General features: G+C 68.8%; 21 protein-coding genes. 14 read left to right on the top strand and 7 right to left on the bottom strand.

Features of this window, described 5'->3' with window-relative positions; translation table 11 throughout:
* Positions 1–34: 34 nt before the first annotated feature.
* From JOE30_RS14785 to JOE30_RS14770, 4 genes are all read left to right on the top strand, one after another.
* Positions 35–637: a riboflavin synthase gene (locus JOE30_RS14785; protein ID WP_204870423.1), complete on the top strand. Its 603-nt coding sequence runs from the start codon at positions 35–37 to the stop codon at positions 635–637.
* Between the two features lie 86 nt (positions 638–723).
* A complete protein-coding gene (locus tag JOE30_RS14780; protein ID WP_051613220.1) occupies positions 724–1,995 on the top strand; it encodes a bifunctional 3,4-dihydroxy-2-butanone-4-phosphate synthase/GTP cyclohydrolase II in 1,272 nt (423 codons plus the stop codon).
* Positions 1,995–2,480: a 6,7-dimethyl-8-ribityllumazine synthase gene (gene ribH / locus JOE30_RS14775; protein WP_027505272.1), complete on the top strand. Its 486-nt coding sequence runs from the start codon at positions 1,995–1,997 to the stop codon at positions 2,478–2,480. Before JOE30_RS14780 ends, ribH begins: the two co-directional genes overlap by 1 nt.
* On the top strand, positions 2,477–2,935 hold the full coding sequence (locus JOE30_RS14770) for a PH domain-containing protein (RefSeq protein WP_204867525.1): 459 nt from the start codon (positions 2,477–2,479) through the stop codon (positions 2,933–2,935). Before ribH ends, JOE30_RS14770 begins: the two co-directional genes overlap by 4 nt.
* Before the next feature lie 6 nt (positions 2,936–2,941).
* Here the strand turns inward: JOE30_RS14770 and JOE30_RS14765 are convergent, their stop codons facing one another.
* Positions 2,942–4,900, bottom strand: coding sequence for a gamma-glutamyltransferase family protein (locus JOE30_RS14765; protein WP_307806191.1), 1,959 nt, complete (start codon positions 4,898–4,900; stop codon positions 2,942–2,944).
* 83 nt (positions 4,901–4,983) lie between these two features.
* Here JOE30_RS14765 and uvrC point away from each other — a divergent pair, with 83 nt between their 5' ends.
* The 9 genes from uvrC to ppc all read left to right on the top strand — a co-directional run bounded on the left by uvrC (position 4,984) and on the right by ppc (position 16,463).
* A complete protein-coding gene (gene uvrC, locus JOE30_RS14760) occupies positions 4,984–7,188 on the top strand; it encodes an excinuclease ABC subunit UvrC (protein ID WP_371831678.1) in 2,205 nt (734 codons plus the stop codon).
* The gene (gene rapZ / locus JOE30_RS14755) at positions 7,185–8,102 is read left to right on the top strand and encodes an RNase adapter RapZ (protein WP_371831677.1); all 918 of its coding nucleotides are present in this window, start codon (positions 7,185–7,187) and stop codon (positions 8,100–8,102) included. Before uvrC ends, rapZ begins: the two co-directional genes overlap by 4 nt.
* Positions 8,099–9,130, top strand: a complete 1,032-nt coding sequence (gene yvcK, locus JOE30_RS14750; RefSeq protein ID WP_307806189.1) for a uridine diphosphate-N-acetylglucosamine-binding protein YvcK — start codon at positions 8,099–8,101, stop codon at positions 9,128–9,130. Before rapZ ends, yvcK begins: the two co-directional genes overlap by 4 nt.
* Positions 9,127–10,104, top strand: a complete 978-nt coding sequence (gene whiA / locus JOE30_RS14745; RefSeq protein WP_197027771.1) for a DNA-binding protein WhiA — start codon at positions 9,127–9,129, stop codon at positions 10,102–10,104. Before yvcK ends, whiA begins: the two co-directional genes overlap by 4 nt.
* A 175-nt stretch (positions 10,105–10,279) precedes the next feature.
* Complete coding sequence (gene gap, locus JOE30_RS14740) at positions 10,280–11,299, top strand: type I glyceraldehyde-3-phosphate dehydrogenase (protein WP_027505278.1); 1,020 nt, start codon at positions 10,280–10,282, stop codon at positions 11,297–11,299.
* A 4-nt stretch (positions 11,300–11,303) separates the two neighbouring features.
* Complete coding sequence (gene pgk / locus JOE30_RS14735; protein ID WP_204867524.1) at positions 11,304–12,515, top strand: phosphoglycerate kinase; 1,212 nt, start codon at positions 11,304–11,306, stop codon at positions 12,513–12,515.
* A gap of 3 nt (positions 12,516–12,518) precedes the next feature.
* On the top strand, positions 12,519–13,304 hold the full coding sequence (tpiA, locus tag JOE30_RS14730; RefSeq protein WP_204867523.1) for a triose-phosphate isomerase: 786 nt from the start codon (positions 12,519–12,521) through the stop codon (positions 13,302–13,304).
* A gap of 89 nt (positions 13,305–13,393) precedes the next feature.
* Complete coding sequence (secG, locus tag JOE30_RS14725; RefSeq protein WP_027505281.1) at positions 13,394–13,627, top strand: preprotein translocase subunit SecG; 234 nt, start codon at positions 13,394–13,396, stop codon at positions 13,625–13,627.
* A gap of 67 nt (positions 13,628–13,694) precedes the next feature.
* The gene (gene ppc / locus JOE30_RS14720) at positions 13,695–16,463 is read left to right on the top strand and encodes a phosphoenolpyruvate carboxylase (RefSeq protein WP_204867522.1); all 2,769 of its coding nucleotides are present in this window, start codon (positions 13,695–13,697) and stop codon (positions 16,461–16,463) included.
* A 221-nt stretch (positions 16,464–16,684) separates the two neighbouring features.
* Here the strand turns inward: ppc and pgl are convergent, their stop codons facing one another.
* From pgl to tkt, 5 genes are read right to left on the bottom strand one after another with little or no spacing between them, the layout of a single operon-like run.
* Positions 16,685–17,425 (bottom strand): 6-phosphogluconolactonase, encoded by a 741-nt coding sequence (gene pgl / locus JOE30_RS14715; RefSeq protein ID WP_204867521.1) that lies wholly within the window; start codon positions 17,423–17,425, stop codon positions 16,685–16,687.
* A complete protein-coding gene (gene opcA / locus JOE30_RS14710; RefSeq protein WP_204867520.1) occupies positions 17,418–18,323 on the bottom strand; it encodes a glucose-6-phosphate dehydrogenase assembly protein OpcA in 906 nt (301 codons plus the stop codon). Before opcA ends, pgl begins: the two co-directional genes overlap by 8 nt.
* The gene (gene zwf, locus JOE30_RS14705) at positions 18,320–19,879 is read right to left on the bottom strand and encodes a glucose-6-phosphate dehydrogenase (RefSeq protein ID WP_204867519.1); all 1,560 of its coding nucleotides are present in this window, start codon (positions 19,877–19,879) and stop codon (positions 18,320–18,322) included. The genes opcA and zwf overlap by 4 nt, the downstream gene beginning before the upstream one ends.
* Positions 19,880–19,882: 3 nt before the next feature.
* Entirely contained in the window at positions 19,883–21,004 is a 1,122-nt protein-coding gene (tal, locus tag JOE30_RS14700) for a transaldolase (RefSeq protein ID WP_204867517.1), read from the bottom strand.
* A 4-nt stretch (positions 21,005–21,008) separates the two neighbouring features.
* Positions 21,009–23,108, bottom strand: coding sequence for a transketolase (gene tkt, locus JOE30_RS14695; RefSeq protein WP_204867515.1), 2,100 nt, complete (start codon positions 23,106–23,108; stop codon positions 21,009–21,011).
* 337 nt (positions 23,109–23,445) lie between these two features.
* On the opposite strand from tkt, the gene JOE30_RS14690 reads away from it, so the two are divergent.
* Positions 23,446–24,423, top strand: a complete 978-nt coding sequence (locus tag JOE30_RS14690; RefSeq protein WP_204870419.1) for a heme o synthase — start codon at positions 23,446–23,448, stop codon at positions 24,421–24,423.
* Between the two features lie 13 nt (positions 24,424–24,436).
* Here the strand turns inward: JOE30_RS14690 and JOE30_RS14685 are convergent, their stop codons facing one another.
* Positions 24,437–25,402: a quinone oxidoreductase gene (locus JOE30_RS14685; RefSeq protein ID WP_204867513.1), complete on the bottom strand. Its 966-nt coding sequence runs from the start codon at positions 25,400–25,402 to the stop codon at positions 24,437–24,439.
* Positions 25,403–25,446 lie beyond the last annotated feature (44 nt).

Here is a 25,446-nt window from a genome sequence, read left to right as displayed (position 1 = left end):
CACTGCACCAGCAGGTGCCGAGAGGATGACGAGCATGTTCACCGGAATCGTCGAGGAACTGGGCAGTGTCACCGCCAAGGAGGATCTGGCGGACGCGGCTCGCTTCACCGTGCGTGGCCCGCTGGTCACCTCCGATGCGTCGCACGGAGATTCGATCGCCGTGAACGGCGTGTGCCTCACCGTCGTCGAGGTCGCGGACGGCGCGTTCACGGCCGACGTGATGCAGGAGACACTGAACCGTTCGTCACTGCAGTCCCTGGCCGTGGGGTCACCGGTGAACCTCGAGCGTGCCGCTTCGCTCGCATCGCGGCTCGGCGGGCATCTCGTCCAGGGCCACGTCGACGGGACCGGGGTGGTGCTCTCGCGCACCCCGTCGGACAACTGGACCGTGGTACGCGTCTCGCTGCCCCGTGACATCGCCCGATACGTCGTGCACAAGGGGTCCATCACGGTCGACGGGGTGTCGCTGACGGTGTCCGCACTGGGCGGCGAGAAGGACGACCAGTACTTCGAAATCTCTTTGATTCCCACCACCCTGTCGCTCACCACACTGGGCGAGGCAGAGGCGGGAACGCAGGTCAACCTCGAGGTCGACGTGATCGCGAAGTACGTCGAGCGGTTGCAGAAGGTCGACTGAACATCGGCCCCCACAGCGGGGGTCGTAGTCTTGAGAGCACAGGATCTGCCCGACACTGCGGGCAGCAGACGTGGGGAGCGCACGGCGTGACCAGGTTCGACACCATCGAGCGCGCTGTCGCCGACATCGCCGCCGGCAAGGCCGTCGTCGTCGTCGACGACGAGGACCGCGAGAACGAGGGCGATCTCATCTTCGCCGCAGAGAAGGCCACACCGGAGCTGGTGGCCTTCATGGTGCGGTACACCTCGGGATACCTCTGCGTTCCGCTGTCGGGCGAGGACTGCGATCGCCTCGGACTGCCTCCCATGTACTCCACGAACCAGGACAAGCACGGCACCGCGTACACCGTGACCGTCGACGCGCGCGTCGGTATCGGTACGGGCATCTCGGCATCGGACCGCGCCGCCACCATGCGTCTGCTCGCGGATCCCGACACCGGCGCGAACGATTTCACCCGTCCCGGTCACGTCGTCCCGTTGCGGGCGAAGGAGGGTGGCGTGCTGCGTCGCCCCGGCCACACCGAGGCCGCGGTCGACCTCGCCCGAATGGCGGATCTGCGCCCGGCCGGCGTCATCTGCGAGATCGTGTCGCAGAAGGACGAGGGCGAGATGGCCCGCACGGACGAACTCCGTGTCTTCGCCGACGACCACGACCTCGCGCTCATCTCCATCGCCGACCTCATCGCCTGGCGACGCAAGCACGAGAAGCACGTGGTGCGCATCGCCGAGGCGCGCATCCCGACGGCGCACGGCGAGTTCCGCGCGGTGGGTTATCAGAGCGTCTACGAGGACGTCGAACACGTGGCGCTGGTGCGCGGCGACATCGCCGGGCCCGACGGCGACGGCAGCGACGTCCTGGTCCGCGTCCACTCCGAGTGTCTGACCGGCGACGTGTTCGGCTCGCTGCGCTGCGACTGCGGTCCGCAGTTGGACGCAGCGCTCGACATGGTGGCGCAGGAGGGTCGCGGAGTCGTGCTCTACATGCGCGGTCACGAGGGCCGCGGCATCGGCCTGCTGCACAAGCTGCAGGCCTACCAGCTGCAGGACGCCGGCACCGACACCGTCGACGCCAACCTCGCGCTCGGCCTGCCCGCCGATGCGCGGGACTACGGCATCGGAGCGCAGATCCTCGTCGACCTGGGCATCTCGTCGATGCGTCTGCTGACCAACAACCCGGCCAAACGGGTCGGCCTCGACGGTTACGGCCTGCACATCACCGAGCGGGTGCCGATGCCGCTGCGCGCCAACGCCGAGAACCTGACCTACCTGCGCACCAAGCGTGACCGGATGGGCCACGATCTCGTCGGACTGGACGATTTCGAGACGCCGGTGGTCACCCCCGACGCCGGTGGCCTCTGATGAGCGGCGAGGGCGAACCGGTCCTGCAGCTCTCGGGCGCCGAGGACCTCGAGGTCGCGATCGTCGCGGGCCAGTGGCACGAGAAGGTCAGCACCGCACTCGTGGACGGCGCACTCCGCAAGGCCGACGAGGTGGGACTGCGGAACGTGACTCTCGTGCGCGTCGCCGGAGCCATCGAGATCCCGGTGGTCGCGCAGCAGCTCGCCCGCACCCACGACGCGGTGGTGGCTCTGGGCGTCGTGATCCGGGGCGGGACACCGCACTTCGAGTACGTGTGCGACGCCGTGACCGCCGGGCTCACCCGAGTGTCGCTGGACGAGTCCACCCCGGTCACCAACGGAGTGCTCACCGTGAACGACGAGCAGCAGGCACTCGATCGCGCAGGTCTTCCCGGGTCCAAGGAGGACAAGGGTGCGCAGGCCGTCGCAGCCGCCGTCGACACGGCGTTGACGCTGAAGGGTCTGCGTCACGGGAGTCCGTCGTGACCGAAGCACCGAGTCAGCAGTGGGAACTGGAGGCGCGGCCGCGCAAGAGCGCGAAGTACGCCGTCGGTGTCGCCGCGCTCCTCGTCATCGTGCACACCACCCTGGGGATTCTGCTGCGGACCGGCAACACCGGAGTGTTCTTCCAGCGCGTGGACCAGTTCGCCATGATCGCCATCGGGTGCGGCATGGCCGCGGGCGTGCTGTTGCTGACCCGTCCGCGGATCAAGGTCGGAGCGCAGGGCGTGCTGGTGCGCAACCTCGTCACCGAGAAGCTGATCCCGTGGGACCTGGTGCGCGGCTTGTCCTTCTCGCCCGGATCGAGCTGGGCTCGCGTGGAACTGCCGGACGACGAGTACGTGCCGGTCATGGCGATCCAGTCGAACGATCGCGAGTACGCGGTGCACGCCGCGCGTACGTTCCGCTCTCTCGAGCAGAAGTACGCCGCAGCGAGCTGATCGAGGTCACTCGATCGCGTCTCCCATGACGACACCCTCGCGTCGTGGATCGGCACCGCCGATCCAGCCGTCGTCCGTTCGGACCAGGGCACTCGAGCCGCTGGACTGATCGGCCACCGACACCTGGTGGCCCATCGCCCGCAGAGCCGACACCAGCGGATCTGCGGCACCGTCGTTCTGCGCGTCGATGTTCGGGTGCTCGCCGCCCACGTTCGTCGTCGGCGCGTTGGCCGCACCCACGTTCACGGCGGACACGGCCTGCTGCGGATCCAGGCCCCAGTCGAGCATGCCGACGAGGTTCTTCACGACGAACTGGATGATCACCGAACCGCCGGGTGATCCGGTCACCAGCCGCACGTCGCCCCGCGCTCCGTCGTCCCCGCGGTCGAACACGATCGTCGGCGCCATCGAACTGCGAGGGCGCTTGCCGGGCTCCACGCGGTTGGCCACGGCCACTCCGTCGGGACCCTCGGGTGCGGCAGAGAAGTCGGTCAGCTGGTTGTTGAGAAGGAAACCCTCCGTCATGTGGAAGGAGCCGAACGCCGACTCCACCGTGGTGGTCATCGACGCGACGTTCCCCGCGCTGTCCACGATGCTGAGGTGACTGGTCCCTGCCTCCGGACCGGCGTAGCTGCTCAGGGGGATCGGGCCGAAATCACCCGGCTGAGCCGTGCCCATGCTGCGAGCGGGATCGATGGTGCGGGCGCGCTGCTCGAGGTAGCCCGGATCGAGCAGCTCGGCGGGGCTGCCGCCGGGCAGGGGGATGTAGTCGGGATCGGCGACGTACTTGTCGCGGTCGGCGTACGAGAGGCGCTCCGCCTCGGCGATGAGATGGACGCCCTCCGCGTCGGGGACTCCGCCGTCGGCATCGGGGGAGGCGGGTGCGTACTGCTCCATGTCGAAGTGGGACAGGATGCCCATCGTGGACGCGACCGCGATACCGCCCGACGACGGGCCCGGCATGCCGCACACGTCCGTGTCGCGGTACGGCACGCACACCGCGTCCCGCTCCTTCGCCTCGTATCCGGCGAGGTCGTCGAGTGTCAGCCGGCCGGGGGTGCGCCCGCCCGTCGTGTCCGCCGTCGCGTCGACGATCGACTGCGCCAGCGCACCGGTGTAGAACGCGTCGGCACCCTCGCCGGCGATCGCGCCGAGCGTCTTGGCCATCGCGGGGTTCGTCAGCGTCGTCCCCGCCGCCTTCGGGCTGCCGTCCGGCTCGAGGAAGTAGTCGCGAGAGGCCGGATCGAGTGCCAGTTTCGGCGCCGAGTCGGCGATGGACGACGCCATCCGCGGGCTGATCTCGAAGCCGTCGTCGGACAGCGCGATGGCCGGATCGAACAGTGACCGCCACTCCTTGCTCCCGTGATCGCGGTGGACGTCGTCCAGCATGCGGACGACGCCGGGAACGCCGATCGCGCGGCCGCTCGACCGGGCATCGGGCTTCGGCACGGACAGATCGGCGGGTGCACCCGGGGCAGCCGTGTCGTCCACGAAGCGCAGATAGTTCGCGGTAGCGGAGGCGGGGGCAGTCTCACGGCCGTCGTAGGCACGCAGACTCCGCGACTCGGCGTCGTAGTACAGCAGGAAGGCGCCGCCGCCGATACCGGAGCTCTGCGGCTCGACCAGCCCGAGCACCGTCTGCGCCGCGACCAGCGCGTCGGCCGCGGTCCCGCCGTCGCGCAGCACCTCGCACGCCGCCTCCGTCGACACCGGGTTGGCGGTCGACACCGCGTACGTGGCGGTGCGCACCGCGGTCATTCCGGTGCGGTAGCCGGTGGCGACCTCCGGCGCACCGTCCGGTCCCGTGCCCGGGTCCGCGGTGACGGGGGTGCCGCCTCCGCCGGCGACGCACGAGGGGGTCGAGCCGGCAGCGTCGTCACCGCCGCCCGTGGAGCAGGACACGGCGGTGAGAGCGACGACGGCCGCGAGGGCGAGAGGACGAGTCAGTGATCGGCGGGAAGTCACCGATCCATGACACCGCGTCCGCGCGTGGTTCGCAGCCCGAACGGCGGATTTCGACTGTCGGTCTCGACGACTACCGTGGAGGTGTGTCCGACCCCGCTACGTACCGCCCGGCCACCGGAACCATTCCGGTCGAGCCAGGGGTCTACAAATTTCGTGATCCGCACGGCCGCGTCATCTACGTCGGCAAGGCGAAGAGCCTGCGCAGCCGTCTCAATTCCTACTTCGCCGACATCGCCGGCCTGCATCCGCGCACACGTCAGATGGTCACCACGGCTGCCAGCGTCGAATGGACGGTCGTCACCACCGAGGTGGAGGCGCTCCAGCTCGAGTACAACTGGATCAAGGAGTTCGATCCTCGATTCAACGTCCGGTACCGGGACGACAAGAGCTACCCGATGCTCGCGGTCACGCTCAACGAGGAGTACCCGCGGTTGTTCGTCTACCGCGGTCCTCGGCGCAAGGGTGTGCGCTACTTCGGTCCGTACGCGCACGCCTGGGCCATCCGCGAGACGTTGGACCTTCTCTTGCGGGTGTTCCCGGCGCGGACGTGCTCCGCTGGAGTGTTCAAGCGGCACAACCAGATCGGTCGGCCCTGTCTGCTCGGGTACATCGACAAGTGTTCGGCGCCGTGCGTCGGACGCGTGTCGGCGGCCGAACACCGTGCGACCGTCGAGAACTTCTGCGACTTCCTGTCGGGCAAGACAGACAAGCTCGTCCGCGAGCTCGAGAACCGGATGCAGAAGGCATCGGAGGACCTGGACTTCGAGACGGCGGCTCGGCTGCGTGACGATGTGGGGGCACTGCGGCGTGCGCTGGAAAAGCAGGCCGTGGTGCTCGGCGACGGTACCGACGCCGATCTCGTCGCCTTCGCGAGCGACGACCTCGAAGCGGCGGTCCAGGTGTTCCACGTCCGCGGCGGTCGCGTGCGCGGTCAGCGCGGGTGGGTCGTGGAGAAGGCCGGCGAGGTGATCGACGCCGCGGTCGCGGCCGAGGCGACGTCGGCCGGGGCCGACGACCGCGCCGAGGCGCAGGACGCTCCGGTGGACGCGGCGGCGGCGTCCGACCTGCCGGCGCTCGTCGAGCAGTTCCTCACCCAGTTCTACGGCGAGCAGGCATCGCTGTCGTCGTCCACCGAGGACGCCGCTGCCAACGCCGTACCCCGCGAGGTGCTCGTTCCCGTACTGCCCCCGAACGCCGACGAGGTGCAGGCGTGGCTCAGTTCGCTGCGCGGGTCCGCGGTGCAGCTACGAGTGCCTCGTCGCGGCGACAAGAAGGAACTCGCCAAGACGGTGTACCGCAACGCCGTCGAAGCCCTGCAGCAGCACAAGATGAAGCGTGCGGGCGACTTCACGTCGCGCTCCGCCGCGTTGCAGGGCATCCAGGAAGCGCTCGACCTCGACAGTGCACCGTTGCGCATCGAGTGCATCGACATCTCGCACGTCCAGGGCACCGATGTGGTCGCCTCGCTGGTGGTGTTCGAGGACGGGTTGCCGCGCAAGAGCGACTACCGCCACTACTCCATCAAGGAGGCCGCGGGGGACGGTCACTCGGACGATGTCGCGAGCATCGCCGAGGTCACACGCCGGCGGTTCCTGCGTCACGGCAAGGACTCCGGCGGCGACCTGGCACCCGAGGCATCCCTCGACCCGCAGACGGGTCGGCCCCGCCGCTTCGCCTACCCACCGAACCTCTTCGTCGTCGACGGCGGCGCTCCGCAGGTGGCCGCGGCGGCCGAGGTGCTCGACGAGCTGGGTGTCACCGACGTCGCGGTGGTGGGTCTCGCGAAACGGCTCGAGGAGGTGTGGGTGCCGGGGGAGAGCGACCCCGTGATCCTGCCGCGCACCAGCGAGTCGCTGTACCTCCTCCAGCGGGTTCGCGACGAGGCGCACCGTTTCGCCATCACGTTCCATCGCAGCAAGCGGTCCAAGCGCATGACGGCGTCCGCGCTGGACTCGGTGCGCGGGCTCGGCGAGGCGCGTCGCACGGCGTTGGTGACACACTTCGGCTCGGTGGCGAAGCTCAAGCAGGCCGAGGTGTCCGAGATCGTGAAGGTGCCGGGTATCGGCGAGACGACGGCACGCGCGGTCCTCGATGCCTTGGGAGTTTCGCAGGAGCCGGACACGGCGTCCGTGTCGGAACAGACCGCGGTGCCCGACAACGAAGCGCACGGCGCCGCGGTACGACATGATGAACGCACCGACGGCAGCGACCGTGACGAGCTGCCGGCACCGTCCGGTGAGCCGCTGTCGGTGGCCGCGCATCGAGGAACAGGACACCGGGACGAGTGAACGTGCAGCGAGAGCAGGTGGGTGACCCCGTTCGACCGCACTCCGACATCGACGTCGCTCTGGTCACAGGGCTGTCGGGGGCCGGGCTCGGCACGGCGGCGAAGGTCCTCGAGGATCTGGGCTGGTACGTCGCCGACAACATGCCGCCCGAGCTGATCACTCGCATGATCGAGATCGGTCGCACGTCGGACCCGGGCATCGAGCGGCTCGCCCTGGTGGTCGACGTGCGCAGCCGATTGTTCAACGGCGACGTCGGCACCCTGCTGGCCGATCTGGCCGCGGACGGGGTGCGCCCGCGCGTGTTGTTCCTGGACGCGTCCGACGACGTGTTGATCCGGCGGTTCGAGTCGGTGCGCCGTAGCCACCCGCTGCAGAATTACGGGGTGGACGGCACGCTCACCGAGGGCATCTCGGACGAGCGGGCCCGGTTGGCCACCGTCAAGGAGTCCGCGGACATCGTCATCGACACGAGCTCGCTCTCCGTGCACGGTCTGCGTGATCGCGTCGCCGCGGCGTTCGGCGACGACGTGGTGGGCACCGTGGCCGTCACCGTCGAGTCCTTCGGCTTCAAGTACGGGGTACCGCTCGACGCGGACGTGCTGAGCGACATGCGGTTCCTTCCTAACCCGCACTGGATTCCCGAGCTGCGCCCGCTCACCGGCAAGGACGCCGGCGTGCGGGACTACGTGCTGGGCCAGCCCGACGCGGAGGAGTATCTCGAGCTGTACCACCGCCTGCTGACGATGACGCTCGCCGGCTACCGGCGCGAGGGCAAGCGGTACATGACCGTCGCCGTCGGCTGCACCGGCGGCAAGCATCGCAGCGTCGCCATGACCGAGGCGCTCGCCGAACGGCTGCGTGCCGATGCCGACACCAGTGTCCGCGTCGTGCACCGCGACCTGGGTCGAGAGTGAGCGCGGACGGCGGACGCGGCGACGACGACGCTCCGCACATCGTCGCGCTCGGCGGCGGACACGGCCTCTACGCGACCCTGTCCGCCGTGCGGTCGCTCTCCACGCGGGTGACGGCGGTGGTCACCGTCGCCGACGACGGTGGGTCGTCCGGCCGACTGCGCGCGGAGCTCGGCATGATCCCGCCCGGCGATCTGCGCATGGCGCTCGCGGCGCTGGCCGCGGAGACGCCGCAGGGCAAACTCTGGGCCGACATCCTGCAGCACCGCTTCGGCGGCAGCGGCGCGCTCGCCGGACACTCGGTGGGCAATCTTCTCCTCGCCGGACTGTCGGAGGTGCTGGGTGACCCGGTCGCCGCACTCGACGAGGCCGCTCGACTGCTCGGCGTCGACGGGCGGGTACTGCCGATGTCGCCCATCGCCCTGGACATCGAGGCGGACGTGTGGGGACTCGAGTCCGACCCGCGCGTGAGCCGCGTCATCCGCGGGCAGGTCGCCGTCGCCACCACTCCCGGCAAGGTGCGGCGCGTCCGACTGCGGCCGTCGGATCCGCCGGCCACCGAGCAGGCCGTCACCGCCGTCGGCGCCGCCGATCTCGTCGTCCTCGGACCCGGGTCCTGGTTCTCCAGCGTGTTGCCGCACGTCCTCGTGCCCGAGCTCGCCTCCGCGCTGCGCGCCACCGAGGCCCGCAAGGTGTTGGTGCTCAACCTCGGTCCGGAGCCGGGGGAGACCACGGGATTCTCGGCGGAGCGTCATCTCCACGTACTGTCCCAACACGCGCCGGGTTTTCGGGTGCATCACGTGGTGGTCGACTCGACGTCGGTGCCGCCGGGGTCCGAGCGTGATCACCTCGCGCGGGCCGCCGCGGTGTTCGGCGCCGACGTGATCCACGCCGACGTCGCGGGGGCTACACCACACGCACACGACCCGAGCAAGCTCGCGGCCGTGTTCGCCGCTGTTCTCGAGGGCACCGACCGGGCCGACCTCGACAGCAGCACCGACAGCAGGAAGGGATCGACGTCGTGGCCATGACAGCCGATGTCAAGGACGAACTGAGCCGCCTCACCATCACGGCGGTCAGCTGCCGCAAGGCGGAGGTCGCCGCGTTGCTGCGCTTCGCCGGGGGGCTGCACATCGTGGCCGGTCGCGTCGTCGTCGAGGCGGAGGTGGACCAGCTGTCCATCGCCCGGCGGCTCAAGCGCGAGGTGTTCGACCTGTTCGGCTACAACGCGGACGTGCACTCCATCGGCGCGGGCGGGCTGCGCAAGTCGACCCGCTACATCGTCCGGGTGGCCAAGGACGGTGAGGCCCTGGCGCGCCAGACCGGGCTCCTCGACATGCGTGGTCGGCCGGTGCGCGGACTTCCTGCCCAGGTGGTGGGCGGCACCGTCGCCGATTCCGAGGCGGCGTGGCGCGGTGCGTTCCTGGCGCACGGCTCGCTCACCGAACCCGGCCGATCGTCCGCGCTCGAGGTCAGCTGCCCCGGACCCGAGGCCGCCCTCGCACTGGTCGGCGCCGCCCGCCGGCTCGGTGTGGCGGCCAAGGCGCGGGAGGTGCGCGGCGCCGATCGCGTGGTCGTGCGCGACGGCGAGGCCATCGGTGTCCTCCTCACGAGGATGGGCGCCCAGGACACCCGCCTCACGTGGGAGGAGCGCCGGATGCGCCGCGAGGTGCGGGCCACGGCCAATCGGCTCGCGAACTTCGACGACGCCAACCTGCGCCGCTCCGCGCGGGCGGCCGTCGCGGCCGCGGCGCGAGTCGAGAGGGCGCTGGCCATTCTCGGCGAGGACGTCCCCGACCACCTCGCCGCGGCGGGCCACCTGCGCGTGCAGCATCGCCAGGCGTCGCTCGAGGAGCTCGGGCAGCTCGCCGATCCGCCCATGACGAAGGACGCGGTGGCGGGCCGGATCCGCCGACTGCTGTCCATGGCGGACCGCAAGGCGAAGGACTCGGGCATCCCGGACACGGAGTCCGCCGTCACCGCCGACCTGCTCGACGAGGCATGAGCGCGGGTGCCTGACCGAGAACTGCACCACCCCGAACCATTAGGGTGATCACAGGTCACGGAGCGGCTCGGTCGCCCGTGACGGACACGTCCGCACCATCACGTGCGGTAGAGGAAACCGGTGCACGACCCGTGCATCGACGCGGAACACGAGTTTCAACACAAAGGAGCGAACAGTGACGGTTCGGGTTGGCGTGAACGGCTTCGGTCGTATCGGACGTAACTTCTTCCGGGCGGTCGATGCGCAGAAGGCGCTCGGCACCACCGACATCGAGATCGTTGCGGTGAACGACCTCACCGACAACGCAACGCTCGCTCACCTGCTCAAGTACGACTCCATCCTCGGCCGCCTCCCGCACGACGTCTCGCTCGAGGGCGACGACACCATCGTCGTCGGCGACCGGAAGATCAAGGCTCTCTCGCTGCGCGAGGGACCCTCCGCCCTGCCGTGGGGAGACCTGGGCGTCGACGTCGTCGTCGAGTCCACCGGCATCTTCACCGACGCGTCGAAGGCTCAGGGCCACATCGACGCCGGTGCCAAGAAGGTCATCATCTCCGCGCCTGCCAAGGGCGAGGACATCACCATCGTCATGGGCGTCAACGACGACAAGTACGACGGCAGCCAGAACATCATCTCCAACGCCTCGTGCACCACCAACTGCCTCGGCCCCATCGCCAAGGTGCTCGACGACGAGTTCGGCATCGTCAAGGGCCTCATGACCACGATCCATGCCTACACCCAGGATCAGAACCTGCAGGACGGTCCGCACTCGGACCTGCGTCGTGCCCGCGCCGCCGCGCTGAACGTCGTGCCCACGGGCACCGGCGCCGCGAAGGCCATCGGCCTTGTGCTCCCGCAGCTGCTCGGCAAGCTCGACGGCTACGCGCTGCGCGTCCCGATCCCCACGGGCTCGGTCACCGACCTCACCGCCCAGGTGCGCAAGACCGCCTCGGTCGAGGAGATCAACGCGGCCATGAAGGCTGCGGCCGAGGGCCCGCTGAAGGGCATCCTGAAGTACACCGACGCACCGATCGTCTCCTCCGACATCGTCACCGACCCGGCGTCGTCGATCTTCGACTCGGGTCTGACCAAGGTCATCGAGGACCAGGTCAAGATCGTCTCCTGGTACGACAACGAGTGGGGCTACTCCAACCGCCTCGTCGACCTCATCGGACTCGTCGGAAAGTCGCTCTGACCCGATGGCCGTCAAGACACTGCAGGATCTCATCGACGAGGGCGTCGACGGTCGCGGCGTGCTCGTCCGCGCCGATTTCAACGTCCCGCTGGAGAACGGGCAGATCACGGACGCCGGCCGCATCGAGGCGTCGCTCCCGACGTTGTCGACACTGCTCGAGGCCGGTGCCAAGCTCATCGTCACCGCCCACCTCGGTCGGCCCGACGGCACCCCGGACGCCACGTTCTCGTTGGCACCGGTGGCCGCCAAGCTGGGTGAACTGCTGGGACGCCACGTCCAGCTCGCCGGGGACGTCGTCGGCCAGGACGCCGAGGCTCGCGCCGAGGGTCTGACCGACGGAGACGTCCTCCTGCTCGAGAACATCCGCTTCGATCCGCGCGAGACCAGCAAAGACGACGCCGAGCGGCTGGCGCTCGCGAAGGAACTGGCCACGCTGGCCGGCGACGACGCCGCGTTCGTGTCCGACGGCTTCGGTGTCGTGCACCGCAAGCAGGCGTCGGTCTACGACGTCGCGACGCTGCTCCCGCACTACGCGGGCACGCTGGTCGCGACAGAGGTCGACGTCCTGACGAAGCTGACCGAGACCCCCGAGCGTCCCTACGCCGTGGTGCTCGGCGGCTCCAAGGTGTCCGACAAGATCGGTGTCATCGAGGCGCTGGCGCCGAAGGTCGACACGCTGGTCATCGGCGGCGGAATGGCCTTCACCTTCCTTGCGGCGCAGGGGTATTCGGTGGGTACGTCCTTGCTGCAGGAAGATCGCATCGAGACCTGCAAGGACCTGCTCGAGCGTTTCGGTGACGTCATCCATCTCCCGACGGACGTCGTCGTCGCCGACAGCTTCTCCGCCGATGCCGAGTCGAAGACCGTGAAGGCGTCGGAGATCCCCGACGGCTGGATGGGTCTGGACGTGGGACCGGACTCGGTGGATCGGTTCGAGGCGGTGCTCAGCAACGCCAAGACCATCTTCTGGAACGGTCCCGCCGGAGTCTTCGAGTTCGAGAAGTTCTCGAAGGGCACCGAAGGTATCGCTCGGGCGATCATCGCGGCGACCACGAAGGGCGCGTTCAGTGTCGTCGGCGGTGGCGACTCCGCCGCGGCCGTGCGCACTCTGGGTCTCCCGGATGCCGGTTTCTCGCACATCTCCACCGGTGGCGGTGCCTCGCTCGAGTACCTCGAGGGCAAGCAGCTCCCCGGCCTGTCGGTACTGGAGGGCTGACACATGGCACGGACCCCGTTCATCGCCGGTAACTGGAAGATGAATCTCAACCACCTCGAGGCCATCGCCCTGGTGCAGAAGATCGCCTTCTCGTTGCCCGCGAAGTACTTCGAGAAGGTCGATGTCGCGGTCATCCCGCCGTTCACCGACATCCGCAGTGTCCAGACGTTGATCGAGGGCGACAAGCTCCTGCTCACGTTCGGCGCGCAGGATCTCTCGCCGCACGACTCCGGCGCGTACACCGGCGACATCAGCGGTGCCTTCCTGGCCAAGCTGGGGTGCACGTATGTCGTGGTCGGACACTCGGAGCGTCGCGCCGGACACGGCGAGACCGACGAGACGGTGCTGGCCAAGACCAAGGCCGCGCTGAAGCACGGACTCGTGCCGATCGTCTGCATCGGGGAGGGTCTCGAGGTGCGCGAGGCCGGCGAGCACGTGGCGTTCAACGTCGAGCAGCTCCGCGGGTCCCTCGCGGGTCTGAGTGCCGAGGAAATCGGGAAGATCGTCGTCGCCTACGAGCCGGTGTGGGCCATCGGTACCGGCCGCGTGGCCAGTGCCGCGGACGCACAGGAGGTCTGCGGCGCCATCCGTCAGGAGCTGGCGTCGCTCGCCGACGTCGACACCGCGGCGGCTGTCCGTGTGCTGTACGGCGGATCGGTCAGCTCGAAGAACGTCGGCGAGATCGTCGGCCAGACCGACGTCGACGGTGCGCTGGTGGGCGGTGCGTCGCTGAAGGCGGACGAGTTCGCCACCCTGTGCGCCATCGCCGCCGGGGGACCTCTTCCCTGACCTACCGCACATCACCGATCGGAGGGCATGTCGCACACGCGACGTGCCCTTCGTCGTTCGGCGGCGTGTGGCCTGTAACATGGTTCATCATGCGCACGTTCCTGGACATCCTGCTGGTGGTCACCAGCATCGGCCTGCTCGTCTTCGTCCTGCTGCACCGCGGCAAGGGCGGCGGCCTGTCGAGCCTGTTCGGTGGTGGCGTGCAGTCGTCTCTGTCCGGGTCCAGCGTCGTCGAGAAGAACCTCGACCGTGTCACCGTCTTCACCGGTGTCGTCTGGCTCATCTGCATCCTGGGCATCGGCCTGGAGATCAAGTTCGCCTGACCGGGTGACGTGACCCCGCCGTGAGCCCCGCGCTGCGGTCCGGAGGTGCGCCGACAATACTGTTCCCATGACAGTCGTGGATCCAGGTCTGCCCGCCACCGAACCTCTCCGAGAGGACATTCGGCTCCTCGGCGGTATTCTCGGTTCCGTCGTCCGGGACCACGAGGGCGAGGAGATCTTCGACCTCGTCGAGCAGGCCCGGGTGGAGTCGTTCCGCGTGCGCCGGTCGGAGATCGACCGCGGCGAACTCGCCCAGCTCTTCGACGGCATCGACATCACGCGCGCCATCCCGGTGATCCGGGCGTTCAGTCACTTCTCGCTTCTCGCCAACCTGGCGGAGGACATTCATCGCGAGCGTCGGCGCGCAGTGCACGTGCGCGCCGGGGAGCCGCCCCAGGACAGCAGTCTCGCCTCCACCTACAGCAAGCTCGATGCGGCACGCCTCGACGCTGCCACGGTGGAGGACCTGCTCCGTGACGCCCTGGTCTCGCCGGTCATCACCGCGCATCCCACCGAGACGCGTCGTCGCACCGTGTCGGAGATCCAGAGCCGCATCACCGATCTGATGCGCTTCCGCGAGCGCACGGAACTGGACGACACGGAGATCGCGGAGACCGACGCGAAGATCGAGCGGCAGATCCTTGCCCTGTGGCAGACGGCACTGATCCGCCTGTCCCGCTTGCGGATCCAGGACGAGATCGAGGTGGGTCTGCGCTACTACGACATGTCGCTCTTCGACGTGATCCCGCGCATCAACACCGAACTGCGGGCAGCGCTGCGCAGCCGCTGGCCGGATGCCGACCTGCTGACGCGGCCGATGCTACGACCCGGATCGTGGATCGGCGGCGACCGGGACGGCAACCCCTTCGTCACCGGGGAGATCGTGCACCGCGCGACCAACCGCGCCGCGCAGGTCGCGTTCACCCGGTATCTCGCCGACCTCGTCGGTCTGGAGCACGAGCTGTCCATGTCGGCTCGGCTGATCGACGTCGACGCGGACCTGCAGGCCCTGGCCGACGCGTCGAAGGACGAGTCGGCGTTCCGTGCGGACGAGCCCTTCCGCCGGGCCGTGCGCGGTATCCGCGGGCGACTGTCGGCGACGGCACGCCGCATGCTGGACGTGGTGCCGGACAACACCCTCGACTCGCCGGAACTCGAGCCGTACGCGGCCCCGCAGGAGATGCTCGACGATCTGGACCTGCTGGACCGCTCGTTGCGCCGCACGGCCAACGGCGTCATCGCCGACGACCGACTCGCGACGCTCCGGCAGGCGCTCGAGACCTTCGGGTTCCATCTGTCCGGGCTCGACATGCGGCAGAATTCCGAGATCCACGAGCAGGTCGTGGCGGAGTTGCTGGCCTGGGCGGGTGTGCACTCGGACTACGCGTCACTGTCCGAGGACGAGCGCGTCGCGATCCTGTCCGCGGAGCTCGAGACGCGGCGTCCCCTCATCGGGCCACGCGCGGAGTTCAGCGAGCAGACGGCCAAGGAACTGGCGATCGTCGAGTCCGCCGCGGACGCCGTGCGCACCTTCGGCGGCGGCGCGGTGCCGAACTACATCATCAGCATGTGCACCTCGGTCAGCGACATGCTCGAGGCCGCGGTGCTGCTCAAGGAGGCGGGCATCCTCGATCCCGGCGACGCCGAGACGGGGCCGTCCTCGCCCGTCGGTGTGGTGCCGTTGTTCGAGACCATCGACGATCTCCAGCAGGGCGCGGCGACCCTCACCGCGACGTTGTCCATCCCCGTCTACCGCGCGCTGGTGACGTCCCGTGGGGACAACCAGGAAGTGATGCTGGGGTACTCCGACTCCAACAAGGACGGCGGCTATCTGGCCGCGAACTGGGCGCTCTATCGTGCCGAACTCGACCTCGTCGAGGCCGCACGCGCCGCCGGGATCCGGCTGCGACTGTTCCACGGCCGTGGCGGCACCGTGGGCCGCGGCGGTGGCCCCAGCTACGACGCCATCCTCGCTCAGCCCACCGGTGCGGTCACCGGCTCGCTGCGGATCACCGAGCAGGGCGAAGTCATCGCGGCGAAGTACGCGGAGCCCCGCCTGGCGCGCCGCAACCTCGAGACGCTGTTGGCGGCGACCATCGAGAGCACACTGCTCGACGTCGAGGGGCTCGGGGACGACGCCGAGCCGGCCTACGCGCTGCTCGACGATCTGGCGGCACGCGCCCAGGCCGCGTACGGGGCGCTGGTCCACGAGACGCCGGGATTCGTCGAGTACTTCCGGATGTCCACCCCGGTCGCCGAGATCGGGGAGCTCAACATCGGCAGTCGGCCGGCGTCGCGGAAGCCCACCAACTCGGTGTACGACCTGCGGGCGATCCCGTGGGTGATGTCGTGGAGTCAGTCGCGGGTGATGTTGCCCGGCTGGTACGGAGTGGGTACCGCGTTCGAGGACTGGGTCGGCGGCGACGCGGACAAGCTGGCGACGTTGACCGATCTGTACCGGCGGTGGCCGTTCTTCCGGACGGTGCTCTCCAACATGGCGCAGGTCATGGCCAAGTCGGATCTGGGGCTCGCCGCCCGGTACTCCGAACTGGTTCCGGACGAGCAGCTCCGCAAGACCGTGTTCGACATGATCTCGACCGAGCACGCGAAGACCGTGTCGATGTACCTGAAGATCACGGGGCACGACGGGTTGCTCGACGACAACCCGGCGCTGGCCCGGTCGGTGTTCAACCGCTTCCCGTACCTCGAGCCGCTGAACCACCTGCAGGTGGAACTGCTCAGGCAACTCCGTGCGGGAGACGACCGCGAACAGGTCAAGCGCGGCATCCTGCTGACCATGAACGGGCTCGCGACCGCGTTGCGCAACAGCGGGTAGAGGGAACCACGAGGACCTTCCCGGCGTCGAACAGAACAGACCCATTCGACGCCGGGAGGACATCCGTCATGATTCCGCAGAACGAACACCGTTGCACCGCAACCGGATCCGAGTGGCGCAGGGGAGTGCCCCGGCGTCGACCAGCGGCCTCGACGCCCGTCCGACCCAAGGACGATCAGCCGGGACGGCCGCCGACCTGACAGTCGTCGGAGGCGCGTCGCTCAGAGGCGGGACGCCGAGCCCGCGTCCAGGAACCACACGGTGGACTCGAGGCCGTGTGCCCCGGCGGCCGGATGCTCGACCGGATCCGCGCCCCCGACACAGGCGGCCACGGCATCGGCCTTGCCCTCGCCCGACACGAGGAACCACACGTGCCGAGACCTGTTCACCGCCGGGAGCGTCAGCGTGATGCGCACGGGAGGCGGCTTGGGGGAGTCGGTCACGGCCACGACCCAGCGTGACGCCTCCTGCACCGCGTCACCGTGGGCGAAGAGAGAGTTGACGTGCGAGTCCGGGCCCATGCCGAGCAGGTGGATGTCGAAGGCAGGTCCGTCCTCCGGTGCGAAGGCTGCCACCGACTGCAGGTAGGTCACCGCCGCGGCCTCGACGTCGTCGCCCAGCGGGGAGTCGGACGGCGCCATGACGTGCACGCGATCGGGATCGACCCCGACGTGATCGAGCAGGGCGTCGCGGGCCTGCACGTAGTTGCGTTCGGGGTCGCCCTCGGGGAGAAAGCGTTCGTCACCGAAGAAGACGTCGACGGCGGACCAGTCGATGTCGCTGCCGAGATCGCGGACGGCAGCCAGGGTCGCGACACCGGTGCCGCCACCGGTCAGCACGACGGAGGCGGTACCGCGTGCTCGCTGGGCGGCGACCACCACCGACACGAAGCGCTCCGCCGCAGCGCGGGCGAGAGCCGCCGTGTCGTCGGAACGGTGGATCTCCGGTCGTGTCTCACTCATAGGTCACCTTCGTCAGGCCGGCGAGGGCCTCTTCGTAGATCTCGTCACGGTCGAGTCGACGCAACTCCTCCGCGAGGCAGTCGCGGGTCTCGCGCCGGGCGAGCGAAACCAACGTGTCCGGTTGTCCGGTGCGGATGAGCGTGGCGGTGGTGCCGGTCTGCGGCCTGCTGATGGACACGGTGCTGTCGGCCAGCACCATCTCCACACGCAGGTCGCCGACCTTGCGCACCACGGGGACGTCGAGGCGGGCGGCGAACCACCCGGCGAGAATGTCCAGTGCGGGCTCCTCGCGCAGACCCGACACGGTCACCGATCGCACCGGCTCGGCCTGCTGATCGAGCGCCGTCGTGAGCAGTGCACGCCAATAGGTGATGCGCGACCAGGCGAGGTCGGAATCGCCCTCGGCATACGACTCGAGGCGCGACGAGATGGCAGCGCGTGGGTCGGGCGAATTGGTCGCGTCGGTGATCCGTCGGATGGCGAGCCGACCCACCGGGTCCTCCTTCGGGACCGCCGGTGCTCCGCTCGGCCACCAGGCCACCACGGGGGTGTCCGGCAGCAGGAAGGGCAGGACGACGCTCTGCTCGTGTTCCGACAGCTCGCCCCGCAGTCGCAGGAAGACCACCTCGGACGCGCCCGCGTCGCCGCCGACGCGGATCTGCGCATCCAGCACGTCGTCGTCGTCACGTTCGCCGCGGGCCAACACGATGACGCGACACGGATGCTCCCGGCTGGCCTCGTTGGCCGCCTCGATCGCCGCTTCGAACTTCGCCGGATCACGGATGACGACGACCAGGGTGAGCACCCGACCGAGCGTGACGGCGCCGCCCGATTCGCGGAGCTCCACCAACTTCTTCGAGACGGCACCGGTAGTGGTGGCGGGCAGATCGACGATCACGGCCTTCTCCATTCGCGTCCGGTGCGCTGCATCATCTCGTTGGCCGAGTCGGGGCCCCACGTGCCGGCCTCGTACGGATCCGCCGCGCCTCCGGACGCCCAGTACTCGAGAATGGGATCGAGGATCTTCCACGACAGCTCGACCTCGGCATTGACCGGGAAGAGCGACGGCTCGCCGAGCAGCACGTCGAGGATGAGACGCTCGTACGCCTCGGGCGACGACTCGGTGAAGGCCTGGCCGTAACTGAAGTCCATGCTGACGTCCCGCACCTGCATGCTGGACCCCGGCACCTTCGATCCGAAGCGCAGCGTGACGCCCTCGTCGGGCTGCACGCGGATGACGAGCGCGTTCTGGCCCAGTTCCTCGGTCATCGTGGCGTCGAACGGCAGATGCGGTGCGCGTTTGAAGATCATCGCGATCTCGGTCACGCGCCGTCCGAGCGACTTACCGGTACGGAGGTAGAACGGGACACCGCCCCACCGCCGGGTGTCCACCTCGAGGGTGATGGCCGCGTAGGTCTCGGTGTTCGACTCCGCGTCGAACCCCTCCTCCTCCTTGAGCCCCTTCACCTTCTGGCTGCCCTGCCACCCCGAGGTGTACTGCCCCCGGGCGGCGGTCTGCGCGAAGGGCTCCGCCAACCGCGTCGACGAGAGGACCTTGATCTTCTCGCTCTGCAGCTCGCTGGGGCTGAAGCTGACCGGCTCCTCCATCGCGGTGATGGCGAGCAACTGCAGCAGGTGGTTCTGGATCACGTCGCGCGCGGCGCCGATGCCGTCGTAGTACCCGGCTCGACCACCCAGGCCGATGTCCTCGGCCATCGTGATCTGCACGTGGTCCACATAGTGAGCGTTCCAGATCGGATCGAACAGCTGGTTGGCGAAGCGCAGCGCCAGGATGTTCTGGACCGTCTCCTTGCCGAGGTAGTGGTCGATGCGGAAGACACGATCCTCCGGGAACACCCGGTTGACGATCGCGTTGAGCTCCTTCGCGCTCTCGAGATCGTGGCCGAAGGGCTTCTCGATCACCACTCGACGCCAGTGCCGCGGCGTCTCGTCCTCGGACTCCGGTCCGGTGGCGAGGCCGGACGCCGACAACTGTTCGAGCACCGTGGGGAACGCGCCCGGCGGGATGGACAGGTAGAACGCGTGATTCCCACCGGTTCCACGCTCGACGTCGAGTTCCGCCAGCGTCGTCGTGAGCTGATCGAACGCAGCGGCATCGTCGAAGGATCCCTGTACGAAGCGGATGCCTTCCGACAACCGTTCCCACACGTCCTCACGGAACGGCGTCCGGGAGTGCTCCCGCACGGCGTCGTGCACGATGGTGCCGAAGTCCTGGTCCGACCAGTCACGCCGGGCGAACCCGACCAGCGCGAACCCCGGCGGCAGGAGCCCCCGGTTCGCGAGGTCGTACACCGCCGGCATCAACTTCTTGCGCGCCAGGTCGCCGGTGACACCGAAGATCACCAGGCTGCAGGGCCCGGCGATCCTCGGGAGACGCTTGTCTCTGCTGTCACGGAGCGGATTCACCCAGGGTGTGGCTGACTCCGTCGCCACGGTTCAGCTCTTCGACGCGGCGGAGAGTTGCTCGGAGGTGGCGTCGAGCAGTTCGCCCCACGACGCCTCGAACTTCTGGACGCCCTCGTTCTCGAGCACGAGGAAGACGTCGGTCAGATCGATGCCCAGTGCGCTGATGGCGTCGAAGACGGCCTGCGACTCCTGGCCCTTGCCCGTGATGGTGTCGCCGGTGACCTCGCCGTGGTCGGCGAAGGCGTCCATCGTCTTCTCGGGCATGGTGTTGACGGTGTTCGGTGCGACCAGCTCGGACACGTACAGCGTGTCGGGCAGGGTCGGGTCCTTCACACCGGTGGAGGCCCAGAGCGGGCGCTGCGGCCGCGCGTTGTCGGTCAGCATGCCCTGGAAGCGCGACCCGATCTCGAACACCTGCTGGTAGGCGACGTACGCGAGACGTGCGTTGGCCAGTGCGGCCTTGCCCTTCAGGTCGGTCGCCTCCGGCGTGCCGATGGCGTCGAGACGCTTGTCGATCTCGGTGTCGACCCGCGAGACGAAGAACGACGCGACCGAGTGGATCGACGACAGATCGTGGCCCGCGGCCTTCGCCGACTCGAGTCCCTCGAGGTAGGCGTTCATGACGGCCTCGTAGCGCTCGACCGAGAAGATGAGCGTGACGTTGACGCTGATGCCCTCGCCGATGACCTTGGCGATCGCGGGGATGCCGGCCTCGGTGGCGGGGATCTTGATCAGCACGTTGGGCCGGTCGACGATCTTCCACAGCTCGACGGCCTGCGCGACCGTCTTGTCGGTGTCGTGGGCCAGGCGGGGATCGACCTCGATGGACACCCGTCCGTCGACTCCGTTGGTCGCCTCGTACACCGGTGCGAGCACGTCGCACGCGTTGCGCACGTCGTCGGTGGTGACCGTGCGGATGACGGAGTCGACGTCGGCGCCGCGGGCGGCGAGTTCGTTCACCTGCTCGTCGTACGAGGTGCCCTTCGACAGGGCGGCCTGGAAGATCGACGGGTTCGTGGTGACGCCGACGACCGACTTGGAGTCGATCAGGTCCTTCAGGTTGCCCGAGGAGATCCGGTCACGGGAGAGGTCGTCCAGCCAGACCGACACTCCGGCGGCGGACAGGTCTGCGAGATTCTGGTTCTGAGTCATGCTGTCATCCCTTCACGTTGGTGATGGAGCGCTGAGCTGCGGCCACGACGGCCTCGGCCGTGAAGCCGTACTCGCGGAAGAGCGTGGCCGCGTCCGCGGACTCGCCGAAGTGCTCGAGCGAGATGATCTCGCCGTAGCCGCCGACGATCTTGTACCAGGGCATCGCGATGCCGGCCTCGATCGAGACACGGGCCTTCACGGTGGGCGGAAGGACCTGGTCGCGGTAGTTCTGGTCCTGGCTCTCGAACCACTCGACACACGGCATCGAAACGACGCGCGCCGCGATGTCCTGTGCCTCGAGGAGCTTCTGCGCCTCCACGGCGTACTGCACCTCGGAACCGGTCGCGACGATGATCACGTCGGGTGCGGCCTTGGACGACTCGACCAGGACGTACCCGCCCTTGGAGACACCCTCGTAGCTGGTGCCGTCGAGAATCGGGATGCCCTGACGGGTGAGCGCGAGGCCGACGGGGCCGCTGCTCGACGAGCGCGCGAGCACCGCGCGCCAGGCGTGGGCGGTCTCGTTCGCGTCGCCGGGGCGCACGACCGAGAGGTTCGGGATCGCGCGCAGTGCCGCGAGGTGCTCGACAGGCTGGTGCGTCGGGCCGTCCTCGCCGAGACCGACGGAGTCGTGGGTCCAGACGTAGATGGGATCGATGTCCATCAGCGACGCGAGGCGCACCGCGGGGCGCATGTAGTCACTGAACTGCATGAAGGTGCCGCCGTACGCACGCGTCGGTCCGTGCATGACGATGCCGGACAGGATCGCGCCCATCGCGTGCTCGCGGATACCGAAGTGCAGCGTGCGGCCGTAGGGCTCGGCGTCCCAGTCGTCGGTGGAGATCGACGTCGGGCCGAAGGACTTGGCGCCCTTCATGGTGGTGTTGTTGCTGCCGGCGAGGTCGGCGGAGCCGCCCCACAGCTCCGGCAGGACCGGGGCGACAGCACTGAGGACCTCACCGGACGCGGCGCGCGTCGCGATGGCCTTGCCGCCCGGCTCCCAGGTGGGGAGGACGTCGGTCCAACCGTCGGGCAGCGTGCCCTCGGTCAGACGGTCCAGCAGGCGGCGACGGTCGGGTTCGCGCTCGCTCCACGCGTCGAAGTCCTTGCTCCACGCCTCGTGCGCCGCGCGGCCACGCGCCTGCAGACCGCGGGTGTGCTCGATGACCTCGTCGGTGACCTCGAACGTCTTCTCGGGATCGAAGCCGAGCGCCTTCTTCACGGCGGCGACCTCGTCGTCACCCAGAGCGGCACCGTGGACGGCGCCGGTGTTCATCATCGTGGGGGCCGGGAAGCCGATGATGGTGCGCAGCACGATGATCGAGGGCTTGTCGGTGACGGCCTTGGCCGCCTCGACCGCCTCCTCGATGGCGGTGACGTTCTCGCCGCCCTCGACGACCTGCACGTGCCAGCCGTACGCCTCGTAGCGCTTGGCGGTGTCCTCGGACAGCGCGATGTCGGTGGAGTGCTCGATGGAGATCTTGTTGTCGTCGTAGAACAGGATCAGGTTGCCGAGCTGCTGTGTGCCGGCGAGCGAGGACGCCTCGGAGGTGATGCCCTCCTCGATGTCGCCGTCGGACGCGATGACGTAGATGTAGTGGTCGAACGGGCTGTCGCCCCACGCGGGCTCGGGATCGAAGAGTCCACGCTCACGGCGCGACGCCATGGCCATGCCGACGGCCGAGGCCAGGCCCTGACCGAGCGGGCCGGTGGTGATCTCGACGCCCTTGGTGTGGCGGAACTCCGGGTGGCCGGGGGTCTTCGACTTGAACGTGCGCAGCGCTTCGAGATCGGCGAGCTCGAGGCCGAAGCCGCCCAGGTAGAGCTGGATGTACAGCGTGAGGCTCGAGTGGCCGCACGAGAGCACGAAGCGATCGCGGCCGATCCACGTGGTGTCCGTGGGATCGTGGCGCATCGTGCGCTGGAAGAGCGAGTACGCCAGGGGAGCGAGGCTCATGGCGGTTCCGGGGTGGCCGTTGCCGACCTTCTGCACCGCGTCGGCAGCGAGAACACGCACAGTGTCCACCGCCCGTGTGTCCAGATCGGTCCAGTCGCTCGGATGGTGAGCGCTGGTGAGAACGGTGATGTCGTCTGTGATCGACACGGGTGGAGATCTCCTGACACTGTCGGGGTGGGGTGGCCAGTAGTGCACGGGCGCGGCGCACTCGTCGACGCTCCGCGCGTGATGAGCCTAGTTCCCCGGCGGATCGGTCGGGGATACCCGGTTCACCGGTAGAGCCTAGTTCCGTCGGGGACGCCTCGCTGGTTCCGTGGCGGGTGGTCCGCCGCCGATCCGTCACGCGACGCCCGCACCATCCGACTACCCGCCGATTGGGGTGATGACACAGGCGGCGTCTACCATCGCTTGTAGTAGCACCATTCCGCTCGGTAACTGGGCCGGGTGGTGGAGCGGACGGTGCGAGAGGGAGATTCGAGTGGGTATGCGGCAGAGCCCGAGCGGACACGGGTTCACCGACAGTCCGACCCGGGACGTGTCGACCGCTCCCACGTCGCGACTCGGCCGGCTGACGGCCAAGCCCGCCGCCTACATAGCGCTGACGAAGCCGCGCGTGATCGAGCTCCTCCTGGTCGCGACGATCCCCACGATGCTTCTCGCGGACCGCGGCACGGTGAACCTCCCGCTCCTGTTCGCCACGCTGTTCGGCGGGTGGATGGGTGCTGCCAGCGCCAACACCCTCAACTGCGTGGTCGACGCGGACATCGACAAGGTCATGAAGCGCACGGCGCGGCGGCCACTGGCCCGCGAGGCCGTGCCGACGTCGCACGCCTTCGTCTTCGGCGCGCTCCTCGGAGTCGGATCCTTCCTCTGGCTCTGGTGGGCGGCGAATCTCCTCAGCGGAATCCTGGTCGTCGCGACGATTCTGTTCTACGTCCTCGTCTACACGATGGTGCTCAAGCGCCGGACCTCGCAGAACGTGGTTTGGGGCGGTGCCGCGGGATGCATGCCCGCACTCGTCGGATGGTCCGCCGTGACCGGGACCATCGGGTGGCAGGCGATCGTCCTGTTCCTCGTCATCTTCTTCTGGACTCCGCCCCACACGTGGGCCCTGGCCATGCGGTACAAGGACGACTACAAGGCGGCTGGCGTGCCCATGCTGCCCGTCGTCGCCACCGAGCAGGTCGTCACCCGGCAGATCGTCCTCTACACGTGGGCCACGGTCGCGGCCACGGCTGCGCTGATCCCGGCGGCCGGTGTCGTCTACGCCGCGGTCGCCTTGGCGGCGGGTGCCTGGTTCCTGCTCATGGCGCATCAGCTGTACTCCGGCGTGCGACGCGGTGAGGCCGTGAAGCCGCTGCGCCTGTTCCTGCAGTCGAACAACTACCTCGCGGTGGTGTTCATCGGTCTCGCCGTCGATTCCGTGCTCGGAATGTCCACGGTCTCCGACTTCTTCTCCTGACACCCGCTCCGAGTCAAGGCTCCAGCACGATCGATCCCGCCGTCTTCCGGCTCTCGAGGTCGGTGTGCGCCTGCCGGGCCTGCTCGAGCGGATAGCGATGCTCGACTCTGACCGTCAGGGTTCCGTCCGCCAGCGCGCGCACCACGTCGCCGCCGCGCCATTCCAGCTCTGCCCGGTCGCGGATATGGTGCGCGAGAGTGGGACGGGTCAGGAACACCGAGCCGGCCTTGTTGAGGCGCTGTGGGTCCACCGGCGGTACCGGCCCGCTCGCGGCACCGAACAGGGCCACGGTCCCGCGGATGCGCACGCTCTCGAGACTCGAGTCGAACGTCGAGGCACCGACGCCGTCGTACACCGCCGCGACGCCGACACCGTCGGTGATGTCGCGCACGCGTGCCGGGATGTCGTCGTCGTAACGGAGAACGTGAGCCGCGCCTGCCTCGCGTGACAACGCCTCCTTCTCGTCGGTGGACACGGTGGTGATCACCGACGCGCCCTTCGCCGTGACGAGCTGCGTGAGGATCAGCCCGACTCCGCCCGCGCCGGCGTGCACCAACACCACGTCGCCGGACTGCACGGGGTACGTCGACTCGATCAGATAGTGTGCCGTCATGCCCTGGAGCAGCACGGACGCTGCCTGTGGGGGATCCACACCCGTCGGCACCGCGATGGCCGAGGCTGCCGGGACCCGCACGAGTTCGGCGTAGCTCCCGGGCGCCGCGGCCCAGGCGACGCGATCGCCGACCGAGAACTCGGACACCTCCGAGCCCACCTGCTCGACGACGCCGGTGCCCTCGTCGCCCGGGACGTACGGCAGCTCCCGCGGGTAGGACCCGCTACGGAAGTACGTGTCGATGTAGTTGATTCCGGAGGCCTGGACCCGCACCAGCAGATCGGCCGGGCCGGCCACCGGATCGGGGACCTCGGTCACGTCGAGGACGTCGGGTCCGCCGGTTCGGGTCACGAGTACAGCGCGCATGGGAAAAGTCTGCCACTGTGCGCGCGGCAGCGGGGGCAGGACCG

The organism is Rhodococcus sp. PvP016 (assembly GCF_017832185.1).
Classification (GTDB): domain Bacteria; phylum Actinomycetota; class Actinomycetes; order Mycobacteriales; family Mycobacteriaceae; genus Rhodococcoides.
Note: the sequence above shows the minus strand (reverse complement) of the source record. Positions and strands in the feature narration are given on the sequence as shown.